This window comes from Gordonia crocea (assembly GCF_009932435.1).
In the GTDB taxonomy this organism is placed as follows: Bacteria; Actinomycetota; Actinomycetes; order Mycobacteriales; family Mycobacteriaceae; genus Gordonia; species Gordonia crocea.
Genome location: NZ_BJOU01000008.1, coordinates 25,062 through 40,098 on the forward strand (window position 1 = coordinate 25,062; position 15,037 = coordinate 40,098).

Consider the following 15,037-nt stretch of genomic DNA (forward strand, 5'->3'; position numbering starts at 1 on the left):
ATTCTCTCTTCTCTTGAATGTGTTGGCGAGGTTCAGCCGATGGGGAACGGCTTGCCCCACAGCTGGATCTTCTGGTGATCTTCGCCGGTCACCTCGATGACCGCGTAGGAGCGTGCCTGGGCGTAGCCCCCGCAGCCTTGGATCTCCATCTGTACGTTGCGCCAGTTAAGGAAGTAGGTCCCTGGTTCCTCGAGGTGCTTTCCTTTTTTGCTGGCAGTCACGGGAGCGTAGATGATCTGGCCGGGCGCGAGCGGAAGGGAGATGGAACCGGCGATGGTGTCTAGTAGGCCTGTATTCGCGAGAGAACCCTCGGCTCCGAGCTTCAGTTGGCCGATATCGACTTGGCAGCCGACGACGTAACCGACAGAGAGGGTTGCTGCCGCGCCGGCCGTTGATACGCCATTCGAACCAGGTGCGGCGTCCTCGCCGAGTGGACCGTTGTTAGGGCCGACTTCGCGAGTGTCGATTCCGGGGGCGATAACTTTCACGTTGCCCGAGACCCACACCGAACGACCGGCACCATTGGCGGCGAGCGACGGGCCGATACGGACACGCTCGCCTGTCTTGATGAGGGTCACCCCGTCGCCGCGCACTTTGCCGTTCGGGAGCGAGAACCGCGCGTCGGCCATCGCGCTGGGCATGGCTCCGCCGATCGCGACCGACGCGGCGAGTACGGTCGCCGCGCCAACAAATCCGGTCGCTACGCGGCGTGTAGCAGCGGTGAATGTGTTCATGTGTTTCCTCATTCTGTGGCAGGTCTCGGCTGGCTTGGTTACCTGGTTCGCGACTGCGCGCGTCCCTCGACAACTCGCCGAACGATACGGTGGAAAAGTATCGGAACTGTGACTTCTGGGCCACCAGCGGTGAATGTTTGCGAACGGTAAGATGGATGGTCAGTGAACGCAAAGTGCTTGTCGGGCGGTCTGAGGCGCAATCTCGCGGGTCGTCGGTGAGTTGGGATCGGATTGAGTCTAAAGTATGTGGGGCTGGTTTAGCGGAAGGGCTGTTGCTAGGTTTGCTGCGATAGTAGTGGGCGGGAGGGGCGTGTCGGTGTGATGCGGCTGAGGGGAGACGGGCGTGATTCGGAACGTTAGCCTCGATCTTTCGTGAGGTGCCGCTCCCGGCCTGATCGGTTCGGATTGATTGCGGCAGAACAGATTATGTCCTGTGGATATGACAGGGCGACCGTTGTCGCTGGTGGCGGCCGGGTTTCACGTCACCGGCGGTGGTCTTTCGGGGTTGGTTGGTCGGGTCGGGTCCGGCAGGTCAGCGGCTGGTGCGGTAGCCCTCGAGGCGGTGCAGGCCGGCGGTGAGGACTGGTGTCCATTGGTGGTGCTGGTCGTAACGCAACCGGCGGGTGCGGGCGTGGCGGGCCAGGCGGGCGGCGGTCGCCCACAGGCGTAGGCGGAGGCGTTTGATTTCCCAGGTGCGCGCATCGGTGCCGGTCAGCGCGAGCATCTGGGTCCAGGCGGTCAGGTCGGTGGCCAACTCAGTGATGGCGAGCCAGATCTGGTTCTTGGTGAAGTCGTGGTACGGCAGGTTCGTCATGCCGGTCGCTTTCGCGGCCCGGATGCGGTCTTCGCAGCGGGCGCGGCGGCGGTGCCGCATTTCCAGGTCGGCGAGTTGCCCGCGGCTGCTGTTGGTGACAAAGCAGGTCAGGCGCCATCCGTTGGTGTCGGTGAACCGCAACTGGGCGCCGGGGTGGGGGCGTTCGCGGCGCACGATCACCCGCATACCCGGCGGATAGCCGGTCAAAGACAGGACCCCGGTCAGTTCGGCGACCTGGGCCCCGTCACGGGGCTGGCCGTCGGCGTTGTAGGCCTGGGTCCACACCGATGCGGGCAGCACTTCGACCGCGGCGGCCATGTTCGGGGTCATACCAATCCCACACGAATACGACAGGCCCCGTTTGTGCAGGTAATTCAGGAATCCTTTGGTGCCGCCAGCACTATCGGTGCGGATGAGGATCTTGCGGCCGGCCCGCCAACACAGACCCGGGATCTGGGCCAGGGCCCGGTGAAGGACGGTGATGTGGTCGGCGGCGGTGTTCGCCCCAGCATTCCCGGCCCGCAACAATCCTGCGGCGGCTTCCCCTGTTCCACCGGGGCCGTGGTCGATGAACGCCAGCAGCGGGTGGAACCCGAACCCCCGCTTATAGGTCGGGGCCGCGTCCTGTTTCTCCGAGTGCGCGGTCACCAGGGTCGCATCCAGATCGATGACCAACGGGTGGTGTTCATCGATCCGATGGTTCGGGGCATGCTCACCGGCCAACTCCCACACCGTCTTTCGTGCCACAGCCCGCGCGCCGGCGATCGCGGCCAGCGCCGCGACCGGTTCGTCGGCCAGGGTCGCGATCAGGCGAGAGACGGTCGGATCCGAGGCCACCGGCCCGAACACCGTCTCGCGGCCACGCAGCACCGCCAGATCAGCGGCGCAGTCGGCGCCGCCGACCATCGCCACAGCCAGATCCAAGACGATCTTGCCCGGATCATGGGTCGCATAGTCCTTGCGCCACAGCGTCAGCGCATCACTCAACAGCCTCGGAAGGCCTGCGACCTCGGCTGTTCGCGTCACCAACGCCAAACCCGCATGCGACACGATCCCCGCACCGTCACCGGTGACCGTCGACTGCGGATAGAACACGGTAGAGTTACTCACCAGAAAGGTGCTCCTTCGATTCCGGATATTTGTACTGTCGCAAGCACAATTATTCCAGGTCAGAGCACCTTTCTTTATGTCCTGGGCCGCGTGTTCGTCAATTCGCTATGAAATAGCGAGGCTAGGGACCATCTCCAGGTTCCCTGGAGCCACAACTGCCACACCGATGTTAGTAGAAAGGGAGCAGTCAGCCCCGCCACGTTGAACACCTTCGGCAGCACAGATCTGCATCCGCCATTGATCCGCAATCGGCGCCAAAACCGAGTCAGCGCCCGCCGTAATACTGCCGATGATGCCTTGGAGACTTCCCGCCCCCGCAAGCGCATCAGAAAGCAAGTCCGCGCGCGCCTCCTGCGGCGGCGCCACGAGCGCGCCGCCCAGCGCGAGCGCGGAGGCCGCGGCTACGCCGGCGACCATGCCGCGCATACGACTGCTGCGGCCCGTCCTCACCTTGGCCCCCCGACCATCATCGTCACGCTGTTTCGTCTTCAACGACTGCTCCTGTCTGCCTGGTCCACGTCGACCAATCCGCCGGCTGCAACACCGGTCTTTGCGCATTCAAACACTGAATTTATCCTGAGTGACGCGGAACACACAAATCGCCCGCACCTATTCTGACCTGGGCAGATGTCCAAGAAGTTGGGGCGATCGTCCAACTCGGGAGTCAGTAAGCGGACCAAAGTCCAGGACAACGCGCGATTCACGCTGGTCAAAGCGCTCCTCGCTAGCGCATAGCTAGCACCTTGCGAGCACCACCCCGGCCCTCGCCGCCGACTCGGAAATTGCCTGCCGCGATTCGGCGTGTCGCGGCGCAAGGACGACGCCTCGGATCGCCCCGGGCCTTCAGAAGACCCGGCACTTGTCAGACGATCGGCGTACACTGGTCACTAGATACAAAAACCACAGCACATAGTTTCTAACAGCGGTCCGCACGCCATGATGCGAACCCGGACCTGGGGGTCACATGAACCACGACGAACTCGCCGCATTCGTCACCGACCTGGCCGACGATTTGGCGCCAGCTGCCGTCGAATCCGGTAGCGGTGTGGGTGCCTTGTTGGCCTCCGCGGAAGCGATCGTCGACGACAAGGCTTTGCTGGGGGTGATGGTCACCGCGGTGCGCATGGGCAACATCGCCTCCTATCTGTTGGCTGCTGCGACGGCGCGGGCCGAGAAGATCGGCATTCCAGTGCGGCACCGGTTGAAGAACGGCCGCGATCTGTTACGGGAGTTGCCGTTGGCGCCGGCCACTATCAACCGGGTCGCCCGGTTGGCCCAACACTTGGATGATTTGCCGAACCTGGTGCGCGAGGTCCGCGACGGCGACCTCACCGTTGACCATGCCGATGCGGTCATCCGCGGTCTCGACCACATTGCCACCCGCATGGGTGCCGATGGTTTCGATGACGTGCGGGCGAAGACCGCCACCACATTGCTGGCGCACGCCCGCATTGACCAACCCGCCCAAGTCATGGAGAAAGCCCGCGAACTCGGCCACGAGTTGGCGCCGTTGGATCCGCCATCCACCCCGCCCGCGGACAATCCGTCGTTGAATCAGGCGACCGTGTCGCGCACCGATGAGGGGCGGGTGACCCTCGAAGCGGACCTCGATCAGCTGTCCGGGGAGAAACTCCACACCGCGCTGGATGCCCTGGCGAAGCCCATCCCGGCACCCGACGGTTCCCCGGATCCGCGTTCCAGGTCCCAGCGCACCGCTGATGCCCTGGTCGCCATGATCAGCAGCTACCTTGCTTCACGGAACCGTCCGACGGTGGGCGGAATCGTCCCGCACATCACGATGACCGTGCCGCTACCAACGCTGGTACCCGACAGTCCTCTGGGTCAGACTCATGCCGCACGGCTGGGGTTCACCGGCTCGGTATCAGCGGAGACGGCCCGTGAGATCGCCTGCGGCAACACCGAAGTCACCGCGCTGCTCACTGCAGACTCGGTGCCATTGGACGCCAAACGCACCCAACGATTCGTCACCGGCACCCTCCGCCGCGCGTTAGAAGCACGCGACGGCGGATGCCAATTCCCCGGCTGCGGCACGCCACCGTCGTGGTGTGAAGGCCACCATATTCAGCACTGGGCCGACGGGGGCGAGACGAACCTCAAGAACACCGTCCTGCTGTGCAGCCTGCATCACCACACCTACATCCACGGCAAAGGCTGGAACATCCAAATCGGCTTCGACGGACACCCCTGGTTCCAGCCGCCCGAAGGAGGTGACTGGATCCGCTGCCACAACCGACGCACCCTCACCCTCGCCAACCACGCCGCGGCTTAAACCCGGCCCAATGAGAGCGGCTCCCCAGGGGCTGCGCACGTACCTTGAGAACTCCATAGCGAAAAGCGGCTCCGGTCGGGGCCGGTCCACTACACCGGCAACCATGCCGGGTGCATGAACGGCCCCGACCAACCCCGGCCTGCACAGCCTCGTCGCGCGTTCATCGCGTGACCCCGTCGGCGACGATGATCAGTTCGGCACCCGAACCAAGCAGCTCGCTGGCGGTCAGGCCGAACATGCGCAAGAAGGTGTCGCTGAAGTGCGACGGGGAGGCGAACCCCGCGTCGGCGGCCGCTCGGGTGAGATCCCCGCCGTCGGCGATCACGCGAGCCACCACCACCATCCGCGCCCACAGCCGATACCCCCGCAGGCTCGTGCCCGTCTCCCGGCTGAACCGGCGCAGGAAATGCGACCGCGACCAACCGGCCCGCACGGCCAGCCCCGTCGCACCGGGGATGGCGGTCGGGTCGTCGAGGAGCAGGTGCACGGTGTCGGCGATCCGCGGATCCAGCGGCTCCGGCACCCGCGGAACTCGTCGGCCGCCTCCGCGAGCCAGCGGCCGATCCGCTCGCGCCCGGCGTCGAGGTAGCAGAACAGCATGCGCGACGACGGTGGCGCCGCAATCTGATGTGTGATGCGGCGCGCCGCCCAGGTAGACCCGGTGGAGGCCGTCACCTCCCGGAGCCACGTCGAACAGCGTTACGGCATGACCGTTCCCGACGCGGACACCGAACTGCTGCTGCGCCATCGCGCGGTGTTGTCCGCCGTGATCGGCGGGGCGCTGCTCGTCGGAGGGATGCCCGAGGTCGCCCCCAGGCGGGGCCTCGTCGTCAGCGGCGCAATGTCCGAGGTCCGACGTAGCGTGCGGGCATGGCCCAGCAACCACCCATCGTCGTCGTCGTAAGACAGCCGCCGGTCCCCGCGCGCACGTTCCACCTGGTGATGATCATCGCGACCTGCGGAGCCTGGGTGCCGGTCTGGTTCGCGTGCGAAGTCGTCGCGGCCGTGCGGCGGCGCTGACGACACCCGCGGCTGTCCGTCGACGCGGTTGGATACGACAGACATCTCGGTACGGCCCCTATCTGGCCGCAGCCAGGTGACCTGCCAGGAACATCCCAGATACGCAAGGTAACCTCGATCACCGCGACCGTCGACGAAAGGACTCAGCGTGCGGGGATTCCGGTGGGCCGGGCTGGTGCTGGCATCAGTGTTGGCCGCAACCCTCTGTGCGGGTGCCGCACAGGCCGCACCCAAGTCGAGGATCATCAGCTCCTACGAGGACGCGCCGCGGGAGATCACCCTCGTCGTGTACTCGGCTGCGATGCGCCAGTCCTTCCCGATCACCGTGCTGCGCCCGCCCAACACGGGCAAGGCCTACCCGGTGCTGTACCTGCTCAACGGGGCCGGCGGCGGTGAAGACTCGGCGACCTGGTCCGCGCGCACCAACTACGCCAAGTTCTTCAAGAACAAGAACGTCTACGTGGTCACCCCCATCGGCGGCGCATTCAGCTACTACACCGACTGGAAGCACCGCGACCCCGCGCTCGGCAAGCCCATGTGGCAGACCTTCCTCACCAAGGAACTGCCCCCGCTGATCAACTCCCACTTCAAGACCACCGGCCGCAACGCGATCGCCGGCATCTCCATGGCCGGCACCTCGGTGTTCAACCTGGCCATCGCCAAACCCAAGCTCTACCGCTCGATCGCCGCGTTCAGCGGTTGCGCCCGCAGCAGCGATCCGCTCGGCCAGCAGTACATCAAGATGGTCGTCGACCGCGGTCAGGGCAACATCGCCAACATGTGGGGCCCGCTCGGCGGCCCCGGGTGGATCGCCAACGACCCCTACATCCAGGCCCCCCGCCTGCGCGGTACCAAGATCTACATGACCACCGGCACGGGTGCGCCCGGCTCGCACGAGAACCTCGGCGACAAGGGCATCGACGGTGACCCCATCACGCTGGCCAACCAGGCCGTCGTCGGCGGGCTGATCGAGGTGGCGGTCAACACCTGCACGCAGCAGATGGCCGACCGCCTACGCTCGCTCAACATCCCGTTCCGGCTCACCACCCGGCCCGGCGGCACCCACTCGTGGGGCTACTGGGAAGACGACCTGCACAACACTTGGCCCTACCTCGCCCGGGATCTGCACACCCGCTGATCACCCGAGGGCCGCATGGGCCTCGCGTAACAGGCGGATGGCCAACGCGGTGGTGCGCGGGCCCGGGTTGGTGATCGACACCCACCCCTGGCGGCGGTACACCGGGTGCGGGACGACTTCGTCGTCGGCCGCGTAGTCCCAGGACCGTTGGCCGGACCGGGGCGTTTCGCCGGTCAGTTCGAGGAACACGGTGGCGCCTACGTGGATGTTCAGCCGCCAACGGTCGGGCTCGTCGAGATTGGACGCGGTGTCGTCCGGGTAGTTCTTCGTCACGAAGGTCGCATAGGGCTGTTGGCGCGCCGGCACCACGCCGTCGGGGGCGAAGTAGAAGAAGTGGTCGCCCCAGGCAACCTCCGGAAAGTCACTGCCCGCCACGGGGGCGAGTTCGAGCACCCCGTCGAAGGATCGGATCGTCGCCAACAGCTGGTCCATACTCATAGTTCAAGCATGTACTTGAAGTGCTTATGGAGGGTTGCATGGGACCAAGCGAAGCACTGCCGCCGGCGATGACGACTGCGACCGTCGCTGCGGCAGCGGGGTACTCCGTGCAGCAGGTGCGCGATTTGGAAGCGCTCGGGGTAGTCGGACCGGCGGCGAGGACCGGCAGCGGATACCGACAGTTCTCCCCCGAGCACGTGCGCGGCCTACGGGCCTACCGCGATCTCGCCCACGCCGTTGGGCCGGTCGACGCGCGGCGCGCCCTACGACAGATCCGCCGCGACCCGCCGGACCGGGCCGCGGCCCTGGTCGGCGAGTTCCACAGCCGACTCAACCGCGAGCGCGAACAGACCCTGGCCGCACGGGCCGCCCTAGAGTCGATCAGCGCCGAGGCGGCCACCGACGCCCCTCCAGCCGCCGGCGACGCCATGACGATCACCGAACTGTCCCAGGCGCTCGGCGTCCGGGCGTCGACGCTGCGTTTCTGGGAAAGCGTCGGACTCGTCGCGCCGGAGCGGGTGCCCACGGCGGCGGGAACCGCTCGGCGGTATCCGGTCCGGGCGATCCGCGAGGCCCGCATCACCGCAGCACTCCGTGCCGGCGGCTACCGGATCCCCGAGGTAATGCAAGCGATCACCGCGATCCGCGAACTCCCCGACGTCGCGACCTCGCTGGCCGCGCTCGACGCCCGCCTGCAGGCCATCTCCCAGCGCGCCCTCGCCCTACTCCGTGCCGGAGCACTCATCGCCGAGATCATCGAGGGCGCCGCACCGGATTCTCAGTTGTCGTCGCCGCCCTGATCGTTGTTCTGATCGCCGCCCTGGTCGTCGCCGCCCTGGTCGTCGCCGCCCTGATCGTTGTTCTGATCGCCGCCCTGGTCGTCGCCGCCCTGATCGTTGTTCTGATCGCCGCCCTGGTCGTTGTCGTTCTGGTCGTCGTCGTTCTGATCGTTGTTGTTCTGGTTGTCGTTGTTCTGGTCGTCGTTCTTCTGCTCTCCAGGGCCCTGCATCTGGTTCTGGCCGGGCTCGGGCGGACCGGGCTGGGCCGGCGCGATGTAGCTGCCCGCGGGGCAGCCCGGGTCCTGATTGGCCGCACAGTACTGGCGGGTGCGGTTGTTACCGGTGGAGCCGTCCGCCCCGGTCGGGCCGCCGGCAATCGGGTTGCCGTTGGCATCCCAGACGCCGTGCGCACCGGAATCGCCGCCGTTCTCCTTGGGATCGGTGCCGGCACCGTGGTTGGGATTGGTGCAGATGGTCCCCTCACACTTCACGTAGTGCGGGCCGCCGCGAGGGTCGCGCTGGGCGTTGGGCCCCACGTAACTACCGCGCGGGCAGGCCGGGTCCTCGTTGCGGGCGCAGTGCTCCTGCGTGAGGTTGTTGCCCGTCGACCCATCCGCCCCCACCGGGCCGCCGTGGACCGGGCGACCATTGGCATCCCAGTAGCCGTGCCCGTCGTGGTAGCCGGTGAACGGCCCGACGTAGCTGCCCACCGGGCAACGCCGATCCTGGTTGTGCGCGCAGAAGTGACGGTCGAGGTTGTTGCCCGTCGAACCGTCGGCACCCTTGGGGCCGCCGTTGATCGGGTACCCGTGGATATCCCATCCCGCTGTCCGGGGATCAGGCTTGGACGGGTCGCCCTGCTTGGCCGCGGACACCGGCGAGGCCGCGGAGTCCGGCGAACTCTTGGAGTCGTCGCTGCTACAGCCGCCGATCACCAATGTCAGTGCGGCCAACAAGGCCCACACCCCGAATAGCTTCTTCATCTGCCTGCTCCCTCCGGTGCGGACGCCAGCCCACCGTCGGCGACCTGTAGCGCCCATATATTGATGCGTATAGGTGATACAGAGTAGCGGGAGGTGTGCGGCCATTGTCGGATTTAGCCCTTTCAGCACTCCACCCCGGATTCTCCCGACCCGCCGGACGCCGTCGAGCGCGGCGGCTATGGTTGTCGCAACGAGAACACGTTCTAGTTTCTACGGAGTAGCCGTGAGCAGCACCCACCAAGTCCTGGGGACCACCGTCGACATGCCGGTGCGCATCCGCAACGCGCGCTGCTTCGTCGCCGGGTTCACCGCGTCGGCCGATGCGGTCACCGCCGCGATCGCACCCACCCGCCTCACCCCGCTGATCGTCAACCCGTTCAGCCTCGATCCGCGGCGCTTCGGCCAGCCGCGCACCGTGGCGATGCTGGTGTTCGTCGACTACATCGACGGCGACCTCGGCCCGTACAACGAATTCGGCGTCTGCTTCCTGGTCAACGACCCCGAGCAGCCCGGCGCCTCCCCCATCGCCTCACTGGGCTCGCTGATCCGCGGCGATGCCCGCGCCCTCATCCACCACCTCCCCGTCGACGGCGAGTTCACCCTCGCGGCCGGCCGCGGCATCTGGGGCTTCCCCAAGACCATGGCCGAATTCGACGTGGACCACGACTCGCCGCGCAAGCACGGCGCGGTGCGCGCCGACGGGCACGACATCGTCGACCTCACGCTGGCGCCCGGGATCGGCGTCCCCGACCAGTCCGGCGGCACCACCCTAACCGCCTACTCCCACCTCGACGGCACCACGCGGCGCACCCCGTGGCGGCTGGAACAGACCACCGGCGTCCACACCCGCGTCGGCGGGGCCACCCTGACCCTCGGCAGCCACCCGATCGCCGACGAACTGCGCGGACTCGGCCTGTCCCGGCACGCGCTGATGACCTCATCGGTGGCGAAACTGCAGATGACCTTCGACGACGCCACCGTCTGCTGACGCGCGGACCCGTTTCCCGCACACTTGAGCAGGGCCGATGGTCCTTGCGGTTCGAGACCAATGTCATGGTGTCTCGATTTCTGAATCGCGCAGGTTGGGCCCTAGAATTGAACCCCATGTCCACTGTGATTCTGTACGGCACAGAGACCGGCACCGGCGAGCTGGTCTCCGACGCCATCGCCGATGTCCTCGCCGGTGAGCACGATCCGTCGGTCTACGACATGACCGATTACGCGGTCGAGGATCTCGATCCCAGCGACTTCGTCATCGTCGTCTGCTCCACCTACGGTGAGGGCGAGCTGCCCACCGGGGCGCTCCCCTTTGCCGACGAACTCGACGCCCAGAAGCCCGACCTGTCGGGCCTGCGCTTCGCGGTCTTCGGCCTCGGCGACACGGTGTATGACGACACCTTCAACCGCGGCGGCGAGATCATGGCCGAGATGCTGACCAACCTCGGGGCCACCCAGGTCGGCGAGCACGGCCGCCACGACCTCTCGTCGGACATCAAGCCGACCGCACAGGCCGAGGAGTGGGCGCAGGGCATCGCCCCGCTCATCAACGCCTGATCCCCTCGTAGGTCTCCCAGCCCGTCGCCCCTCAGGGGGTCGGCGGGCTGGCTGCCTTCTTGAGGATCCGGCTCTCGAGTTGATGCTCGTGCACGGTGTCCGCGCGCGACGCCGCGAGCTTCGCCAACTCGGTGACCGACCGGATCATCAACGCCAGCACGATGCCGAGGAACAGGGCCGTCTTCACGCTGACCTTGATCTCCTCGCCCAGCACCAACATGCCCAGGGCCATCGCGACGGCCGGTTCCATCACGTTCATCGCCGGGAACGACGTCTGCAGGTCGCCCGCGCCGAAACCGCGCTGCTGGGCGACGATCGCACTGGGCGCCACGATCAGCAGCACGTAGAGCGACCCGTGGGTGAACACGTCGCGCCACGAGACCATCGCGTGCATGATGACCGACTTCACCAGCAGCGCGGACACGCCGAACAGCACGCCGGCCGCCAGGCCGTAGAACAGCGCGCGGTAGTGGCTGCTGCGCGACCGCTCTGCCAGGACCACCAGCACCGCGACCGCCGCGATCACCGACGTCGTCGCAATGGCCAGCGTCGTCACATCGGGGCGCCGCGTCGACTGCTCGGGGTGCGCGATCACCAGGAAGGTACCGACGCAGGCCACCAGGACCAGGCCCCATGCCCATTCGTAGGTGCGGGGGTGCCGGTCGTCGGCCCACGCCTCCATCGGCAGCGAGAACAGCACGGCCAGCACGATCAGCGGCTGGACCAGCAGGATCGGCCCCAACCCCAGCGCCGCGGCCTGGGCGCCGAACCCGAAGATCGCGATGAGCGCGCCGATCCACCACTTGGCGTTGATCGCCCCCGACTCTGCCGACTCGCGCTGACGGATCACCGTCCCCAACGCGATGAGGAGCGCCGCCAGAATGGCGAGCAGCGCGGGGAGCCAGGTGTGCACGTGTCCGATTATCGCCGACGACGCTCGACGGCGCCGACCGGGTCGATCGTTGCCGCTACCGCGTGGGCGTCAGGGTGAGCCGCGCGGTGACCGTCTTGTGCCGCGGGATGAACCACATGTAGGAGACACCCGCGTAGCCGTCGCCGGACCGCCAAAACACCCGGCGGTCAATCATCTCCGCGGTCACGACGCCGCCGCTGCGGGTGGGCTTGATTTCATACCAGGTCTGCTCGTGCACCAGGTAGATGCGGTTGCCGCGCACAACCGCCGGCTGGGTCAAGATCCTGGTGGGTCCGTCCCACACCGAGTAGGTGTAGTTCCCCGGGCGGATCGCCGCCTGCGCGCTCGGCGCGGCCACCGCGCCGGCCCCCGCTGCGATTCCGACCGCCACGAGTGCCGCCGCGACCTTTCGCCTGACGTTGAGCATCCCTGTTCCTCCCACCGGTGTTATCGGGAGGCAACGTTACCGGCGTCACATGTCGTCGAGGTCGGGATTGGCCGGTTGGTGCCGGGAGTCCGCGCGAGTCAGCGCGGGGTCAAGGTGATGCGCGCCCAGGTGCTGGGCGAGGTGAACGGCAAGCTGCTGGTCCCGGTGTAACCGTTGCCGGAGCGACGCAGGTTGATCCGCGCGCCGTTCGCGTCGAACCAGCCACCGCGACGGGTGTGGTGGATGAAGAAGACCTGCGGCGAACCCTGGAACTGGAACTGGGAACCGCGAACGGTGACCGGTTGCCGCGTGATCTGCTCGCCCGACTTCTGCGAGCCGGTGTACCAGTACTTGCCGCTGGCGATCCTGGCCTCGGCGGGCGAGGCGGCGACTGCCGTCGCACCGGTGGCCACGGCCGCGGCGGCGAGCGTCGCCGCGGCGAGTCGCTGGAACTTCTGCATGATTCCCCCTACTGGTGGTCGGGAATGCCGACCAGACTACCGAGGCCCACTGGCCCGTCGTCCGAGAGGCCGACGGCCCCCACCCGCCGATAACGATGCGGCCCGGTCGACCCCGTCGGCGTCCGCCGTAGGCCACACTGGTCGTCGTGAGACCTCTCCTCCCGCGGATGGCGGTGCTGGGCGTCGCGGCACTCTCGCCGTCGTTGCTCGCCGTCGGCCCGGCACACGCCTTCGGCGAGACGTCGGTGACCTATTACGCGGTCTCCGACATGCCGCACAACGGTTCCTGGACCTGGTACGACGCGAATAGCCGCCCGACGACGTTGAAGTTCGCGACCTTCTTCTCCCAGCGCGCCGACGGCAAGTGGTTCGCGCAGCAGACCGTGCTCACCCGGTCCACCGATCCGCGGATCGGCATGACGTTCGCCTCGCGCGGCCAATACGCCGGCTGCCGGGTCTACCTCAACGGCAACCGGATACGCGTCAACGTGGCCCGAACGAAGAAGAAGGACGCGACGGTCACGTGTTAGACCGAGAACAGATGAACCGAATCGAAAGGTCGAGCTGACACCATGCTCATCGTCACTACCAATGACATCCCCGGCTACCGCATCGAGGCCGTTCTGGGCGAGGTGATGGGAATGACCGTCCGGTCGGCCAACATTGGCGCCAACTTCGTCGCCGGGTTCCGCGCGATGGGCGGTGGCGAGGTCACCGAATACACCAAGCTCGTCTACGACTCCCGCCAGCAGGTCACGACGCGGATGTGGGAGCAGGCGCAGCAGCGCGGCGCGAACGCGATCATCGGCGCCCGCTTCGACACCGGCGCGATCGGCACCAGCTTCTCCGAGATCTGTGCTTACGGCACCGCCGTCGTCGCCGTGCCCATCCCCGAGGGCGAACCCGGTGCGACACCGCAGTCGGCCGCCGATGCGCGGAACCGACCGGCCTAGCTCGACTACCCGACGTTGAGGGTCGTGTGAACCGGCGTCGGCGAGGTGGTCAGGTCCAGGACCGGGCAGTGCTCGTCGACGACGCGCTGCAACTCGCGGTACTGCTCCTCGGTGGCCGGGCCGTCGATGTCGACGGTCACGCGGACCTCCTGGAAACCGGGGCGGGTCTGTCCGTCGAGGCCGAAGAATCCGTTGACGTCGAGGTCGCCCTCGGCCGAGGCACGCAGGTTGCCGATCTCGATGCCCAGGCGCTGCGCCCAGAAGCGGTAGGTGACGATCTGGCAGGACAGCAGCGCGGCGAGGTAGTACTCGACCGGGTTCGCCGCGGATCCGTCTCCGCCGAGCGCCGGCGGCTCGTCGACGCTGACCGTGTGGGTGCCCAGCGCGATGTCGGAACCGACGCGGCCGTTGGGCGTTGCCGACGCGGTGAACACCGCCACCGCGGCGGCCGGATTGGCGCTCACGGCGGCGGCCGTGGCGCTGGCGATCGCGTTGAGTTCGCCGGTGTCGGGGATGGTGTGCGTGGTTGCCGTAGTCATGCCCCGACCCTAGGTTCGCCCAGGTCCGCACCCCATGGTTAGAACCACGCTGGGTCTGTCCGGCGGCTTCGGGGCCCGGGCGCCCGGCGTGGGACCGACCGTTTGTCGGGGGTCGGGGCTAGCGTGAGAGCCATGGGGTTTTCCGATGAGTTGGAGCGCCTGGTGACGCTGAACCGCCACCAGATCGAGCGGGTCTGCACCGACGCCACGCAGATCCCGGAATTCATCGGCCTGTGCCGCGACAAGTTCGACGAGCACCTCCTGTCCTATGAGGCCTTGGTGGACGACGACGAGACGCAGGCCCAGTTCCACTGGCAGGAGGCCGTGGCCTGGCGCGAGACGTCGGCGGTGCTGACGCTGATGTGCGACGGTGCCCTGTCCCAGCGGCGCAGCGCGTGAGCCGCACCCTCGTCCTGCTGCGCCACGGCAAATCGGCCTACCCGGCCGGCGCCGACGACCACCACCGCCCCCTCGCCCCGCGCGGCATCAGCCAGGCCGCGCTCGCCGGGCAGTGGATGCGCGACGAGCAGCTCGCCGTCGACGCGGTGCTCTGCTCGACGGCCAAGAGGACGAGGGAGACCTTGAAGCGCACCGGGATCGACGCGCCGGTGCAATACCTCGACGAGCTGTACGGCGCCTTGTCGTCGGAGATCTTGGAGGCCATCCGGATCTATGCGCCCGAGTCGGCGGGCACCCTCCTCGTCGTCGGGCACATGCCCGGCATGGCCGACACCGCCCTGGCCCTCGACCCCGACGGGGACGTCCCCGAGTTCCCGACGTCGGCTTATGCCGTGTTGTCCATCGGCGTCGGATGGGCCGATCTGGGCCTGGCCGTCGACCCCGAGGTCGCGCTGCACGGGGTCCGCGTCCCGCGCTGACCCGGC

Annotated in this window: 21 protein-coding genes; 11 read left to right on the forward strand and 10 right to left on the reverse strand. The window is 67.3% G+C overall.

Features of this window, described 5'->3' with window-relative positions:
- Nucleotides 1–32: 32 nt before the first annotated feature.
- From nbrcactino_RS13605 to nbrcactino_RS13615, 3 genes are all read right to left on the reverse strand, one after another.
- On the reverse strand, nucleotides 33–734 hold the full coding sequence (locus nbrcactino_RS13605) for an MspA family porin (RefSeq protein WP_161928089.1): 702 nt from the start codon (nucleotides 732–734) through the stop codon (nucleotides 33–35).
- A gap of 532 nt (nucleotides 735–1,266) precedes the next feature.
- Entirely contained in the window at nucleotides 1,267–2,658 is a 1,392-nt protein-coding gene (locus nbrcactino_RS13610) for an IS1380 family transposase (RefSeq protein WP_161928090.1), read from the reverse strand.
- Between the two features lie 105 nt (nucleotides 2,659–2,763).
- Nucleotides 2,764–3,150 carry a hypothetical protein gene (locus nbrcactino_RS13615; protein ID WP_161928091.1) on the reverse strand — a complete coding sequence of 129 codons (387 nt, stop codon included), beginning with the start codon at nucleotides 3,148–3,150 and terminating at the stop codon, nucleotides 2,764–2,766.
- A 472-nt stretch (nucleotides 3,151–3,622) separates the two neighbouring features.
- Here nbrcactino_RS13615 and nbrcactino_RS13620 point away from each other — a divergent pair, with 472 nt between their 5' ends.
- On the forward strand, nucleotides 3,623–4,948 hold the full coding sequence (locus nbrcactino_RS13620; RefSeq protein ID WP_161928092.1) for an HNH endonuclease signature motif containing protein: 1,326 nt from the start codon (nucleotides 3,623–3,625) through the stop codon (nucleotides 4,946–4,948).
- Between the two features lie 160 nt (nucleotides 4,949–5,108).
- Here the strand turns inward: nbrcactino_RS13620 and nbrcactino_RS18245 are convergent, their stop codons facing one another.
- A complete protein-coding gene (locus nbrcactino_RS18245; RefSeq protein ID WP_228460890.1) occupies nucleotides 5,109–5,471 on the reverse strand; it encodes a helix-turn-helix transcriptional regulator in 363 nt (120 codons plus the stop codon).
- A gap of 183 nt (nucleotides 5,472–5,654) precedes the next feature.
- Between nbrcactino_RS18245 and nbrcactino_RS18040 the strand changes: the two genes are divergently transcribed.
- The 3 genes from nbrcactino_RS18040 (at nucleotide 5,655) to nbrcactino_RS13635 (ending at nucleotide 7,106) form a co-directional block, all read left to right on the forward strand.
- Nucleotides 5,655–5,852 carry a hypothetical protein gene (locus nbrcactino_RS18040; protein ID WP_186343396.1) on the forward strand — a complete coding sequence of 66 codons (198 nt, stop codon included), beginning with the start codon at nucleotides 5,655–5,657 and terminating at the stop codon, nucleotides 5,850–5,852.
- Entirely contained in the window at nucleotides 5,819–5,968 is a 150-nt protein-coding gene (locus nbrcactino_RS13630) for a hypothetical protein (RefSeq protein ID WP_161928094.1), read from the forward strand. Before nbrcactino_RS18040 ends, nbrcactino_RS13630 begins: the two co-directional genes overlap by 34 nt.
- A 148-nt stretch (nucleotides 5,969–6,116) precedes the next feature.
- Nucleotides 6,117–7,106: an alpha/beta hydrolase gene (locus nbrcactino_RS13635; protein WP_161928095.1), complete on the forward strand. Its 990-nt coding sequence runs from the start codon at nucleotides 6,117–6,119 to the stop codon at nucleotides 7,104–7,106.
- Here the strand turns inward: nbrcactino_RS13635 and nbrcactino_RS13640 are convergent, their stop codons facing one another.
- Nucleotides 7,107–7,544 carry a DUF6194 family protein gene (locus nbrcactino_RS13640; protein WP_228460892.1) on the reverse strand — a complete coding sequence of 146 codons (438 nt, stop codon included), beginning with the start codon at nucleotides 7,542–7,544 and terminating at the stop codon, nucleotides 7,107–7,109.
- Nucleotides 7,545–7,582: 38 nt separating this feature from the next.
- Here nbrcactino_RS13640 and nbrcactino_RS13645 point away from each other — a divergent pair, with 38 nt between their 5' ends.
- Nucleotides 7,583–8,344 (forward strand): MerR family transcriptional regulator, encoded by a 762-nt coding sequence (locus tag nbrcactino_RS13645; protein WP_228460894.1) that lies wholly within the window; start codon nucleotides 7,583–7,585, stop codon nucleotides 8,342–8,344.
- Here nbrcactino_RS13645 and nbrcactino_RS18250 read toward each other — a convergent pair.
- Nucleotides 8,323–9,306, reverse strand: coding sequence for a Mesocentin (locus nbrcactino_RS18250; protein ID WP_228460896.1), 984 nt, complete (start codon nucleotides 9,304–9,306; stop codon nucleotides 8,323–8,325). The genes nbrcactino_RS13645 and nbrcactino_RS18250 overlap by 22 nt on opposite strands.
- A gap of 178 nt (nucleotides 9,307–9,484) precedes the next feature.
- On the opposite strand from nbrcactino_RS18250, the gene nbrcactino_RS13655 reads away from it, so the two are divergent.
- Together nbrcactino_RS13655 and nbrcactino_RS13660 are read left to right on the forward strand one after the other, a co-directional pair.
- Entirely contained in the window at nucleotides 9,485–10,294 is an 810-nt protein-coding gene (locus nbrcactino_RS13655; protein ID WP_161928096.1) for an acetoacetate decarboxylase family protein, read from the forward strand.
- A 116-nt stretch (nucleotides 10,295–10,410) separates the two neighbouring features.
- A complete protein-coding gene (locus nbrcactino_RS13660) occupies nucleotides 10,411–10,860 on the forward strand; it encodes a flavodoxin domain-containing protein (protein ID WP_161928097.1) in 450 nt (149 codons plus the stop codon).
- Between the two features lie 31 nt (nucleotides 10,861–10,891).
- On the opposite strand, the gene nbrcactino_RS13665 is transcribed toward nbrcactino_RS13660, so the two are convergent.
- The 3 genes from nbrcactino_RS13665 to nbrcactino_RS13675 form a co-directional block, all read right to left on the reverse strand.
- Entirely contained in the window at nucleotides 10,892–11,773 is an 882-nt protein-coding gene (locus nbrcactino_RS13665) for a DMT family transporter (protein WP_186343392.1), read from the reverse strand.
- Between the two features lie 55 nt (nucleotides 11,774–11,828).
- Nucleotides 11,829–12,200 (reverse strand): hypothetical protein, encoded by a 372-nt coding sequence (locus nbrcactino_RS13670; RefSeq protein ID WP_161928098.1) that lies wholly within the window; start codon nucleotides 12,198–12,200, stop codon nucleotides 11,829–11,831.
- A 98-nt stretch (nucleotides 12,201–12,298) separates the two neighbouring features.
- Complete coding sequence (locus nbrcactino_RS13675; RefSeq protein WP_161928099.1) at nucleotides 12,299–12,661, reverse strand: hypothetical protein; 363 nt, start codon at nucleotides 12,659–12,661, stop codon at nucleotides 12,299–12,301.
- Nucleotides 12,662–12,807: 146 nt separating this feature from the next.
- Between nbrcactino_RS13675 and nbrcactino_RS13680 the strand changes: the two genes are divergently transcribed.
- On the forward strand, nucleotides 12,808–13,191 hold the full coding sequence (locus tag nbrcactino_RS13680) for a hypothetical protein (protein ID WP_161928100.1): 384 nt from the start codon (nucleotides 12,808–12,810) through the stop codon (nucleotides 13,189–13,191).
- Nucleotides 13,192–13,233: 42 nt separating this feature from the next.
- Nucleotides 13,234–13,614 (forward strand): YbjQ family protein, encoded by a 381-nt coding sequence (locus nbrcactino_RS13685; protein ID WP_161928101.1) that lies wholly within the window; start codon nucleotides 13,234–13,236, stop codon nucleotides 13,612–13,614.
- 5 nt (nucleotides 13,615–13,619) lie between these two features.
- Here nbrcactino_RS13685 and nbrcactino_RS13690 read toward each other — a convergent pair whose 3' ends face one another.
- Nucleotides 13,620–14,153, reverse strand: coding sequence for an OsmC family protein (locus nbrcactino_RS13690; protein WP_161928102.1), 534 nt, complete (start codon nucleotides 14,151–14,153; stop codon nucleotides 13,620–13,622).
- Between the two features lie 132 nt (nucleotides 14,154–14,285).
- Between nbrcactino_RS13690 and nbrcactino_RS13695 the strand changes: the two genes are divergently transcribed.
- Both nbrcactino_RS13695 and nbrcactino_RS13700 read left to right on the forward strand, forming a co-directional pair.
- Complete coding sequence (locus tag nbrcactino_RS13695; RefSeq protein WP_161928103.1) at nucleotides 14,286–14,552, forward strand: hypothetical protein; 267 nt, start codon at nucleotides 14,286–14,288, stop codon at nucleotides 14,550–14,552.
- Entirely contained in the window at nucleotides 14,549–15,031 is a 483-nt protein-coding gene (locus nbrcactino_RS13700) for a SixA phosphatase family protein (protein ID WP_161928104.1), read from the forward strand. Before nbrcactino_RS13695 ends, nbrcactino_RS13700 begins: the two co-directional genes overlap by 4 nt.
- Nucleotides 15,032–15,037: the final 6 nt, after the last annotated feature.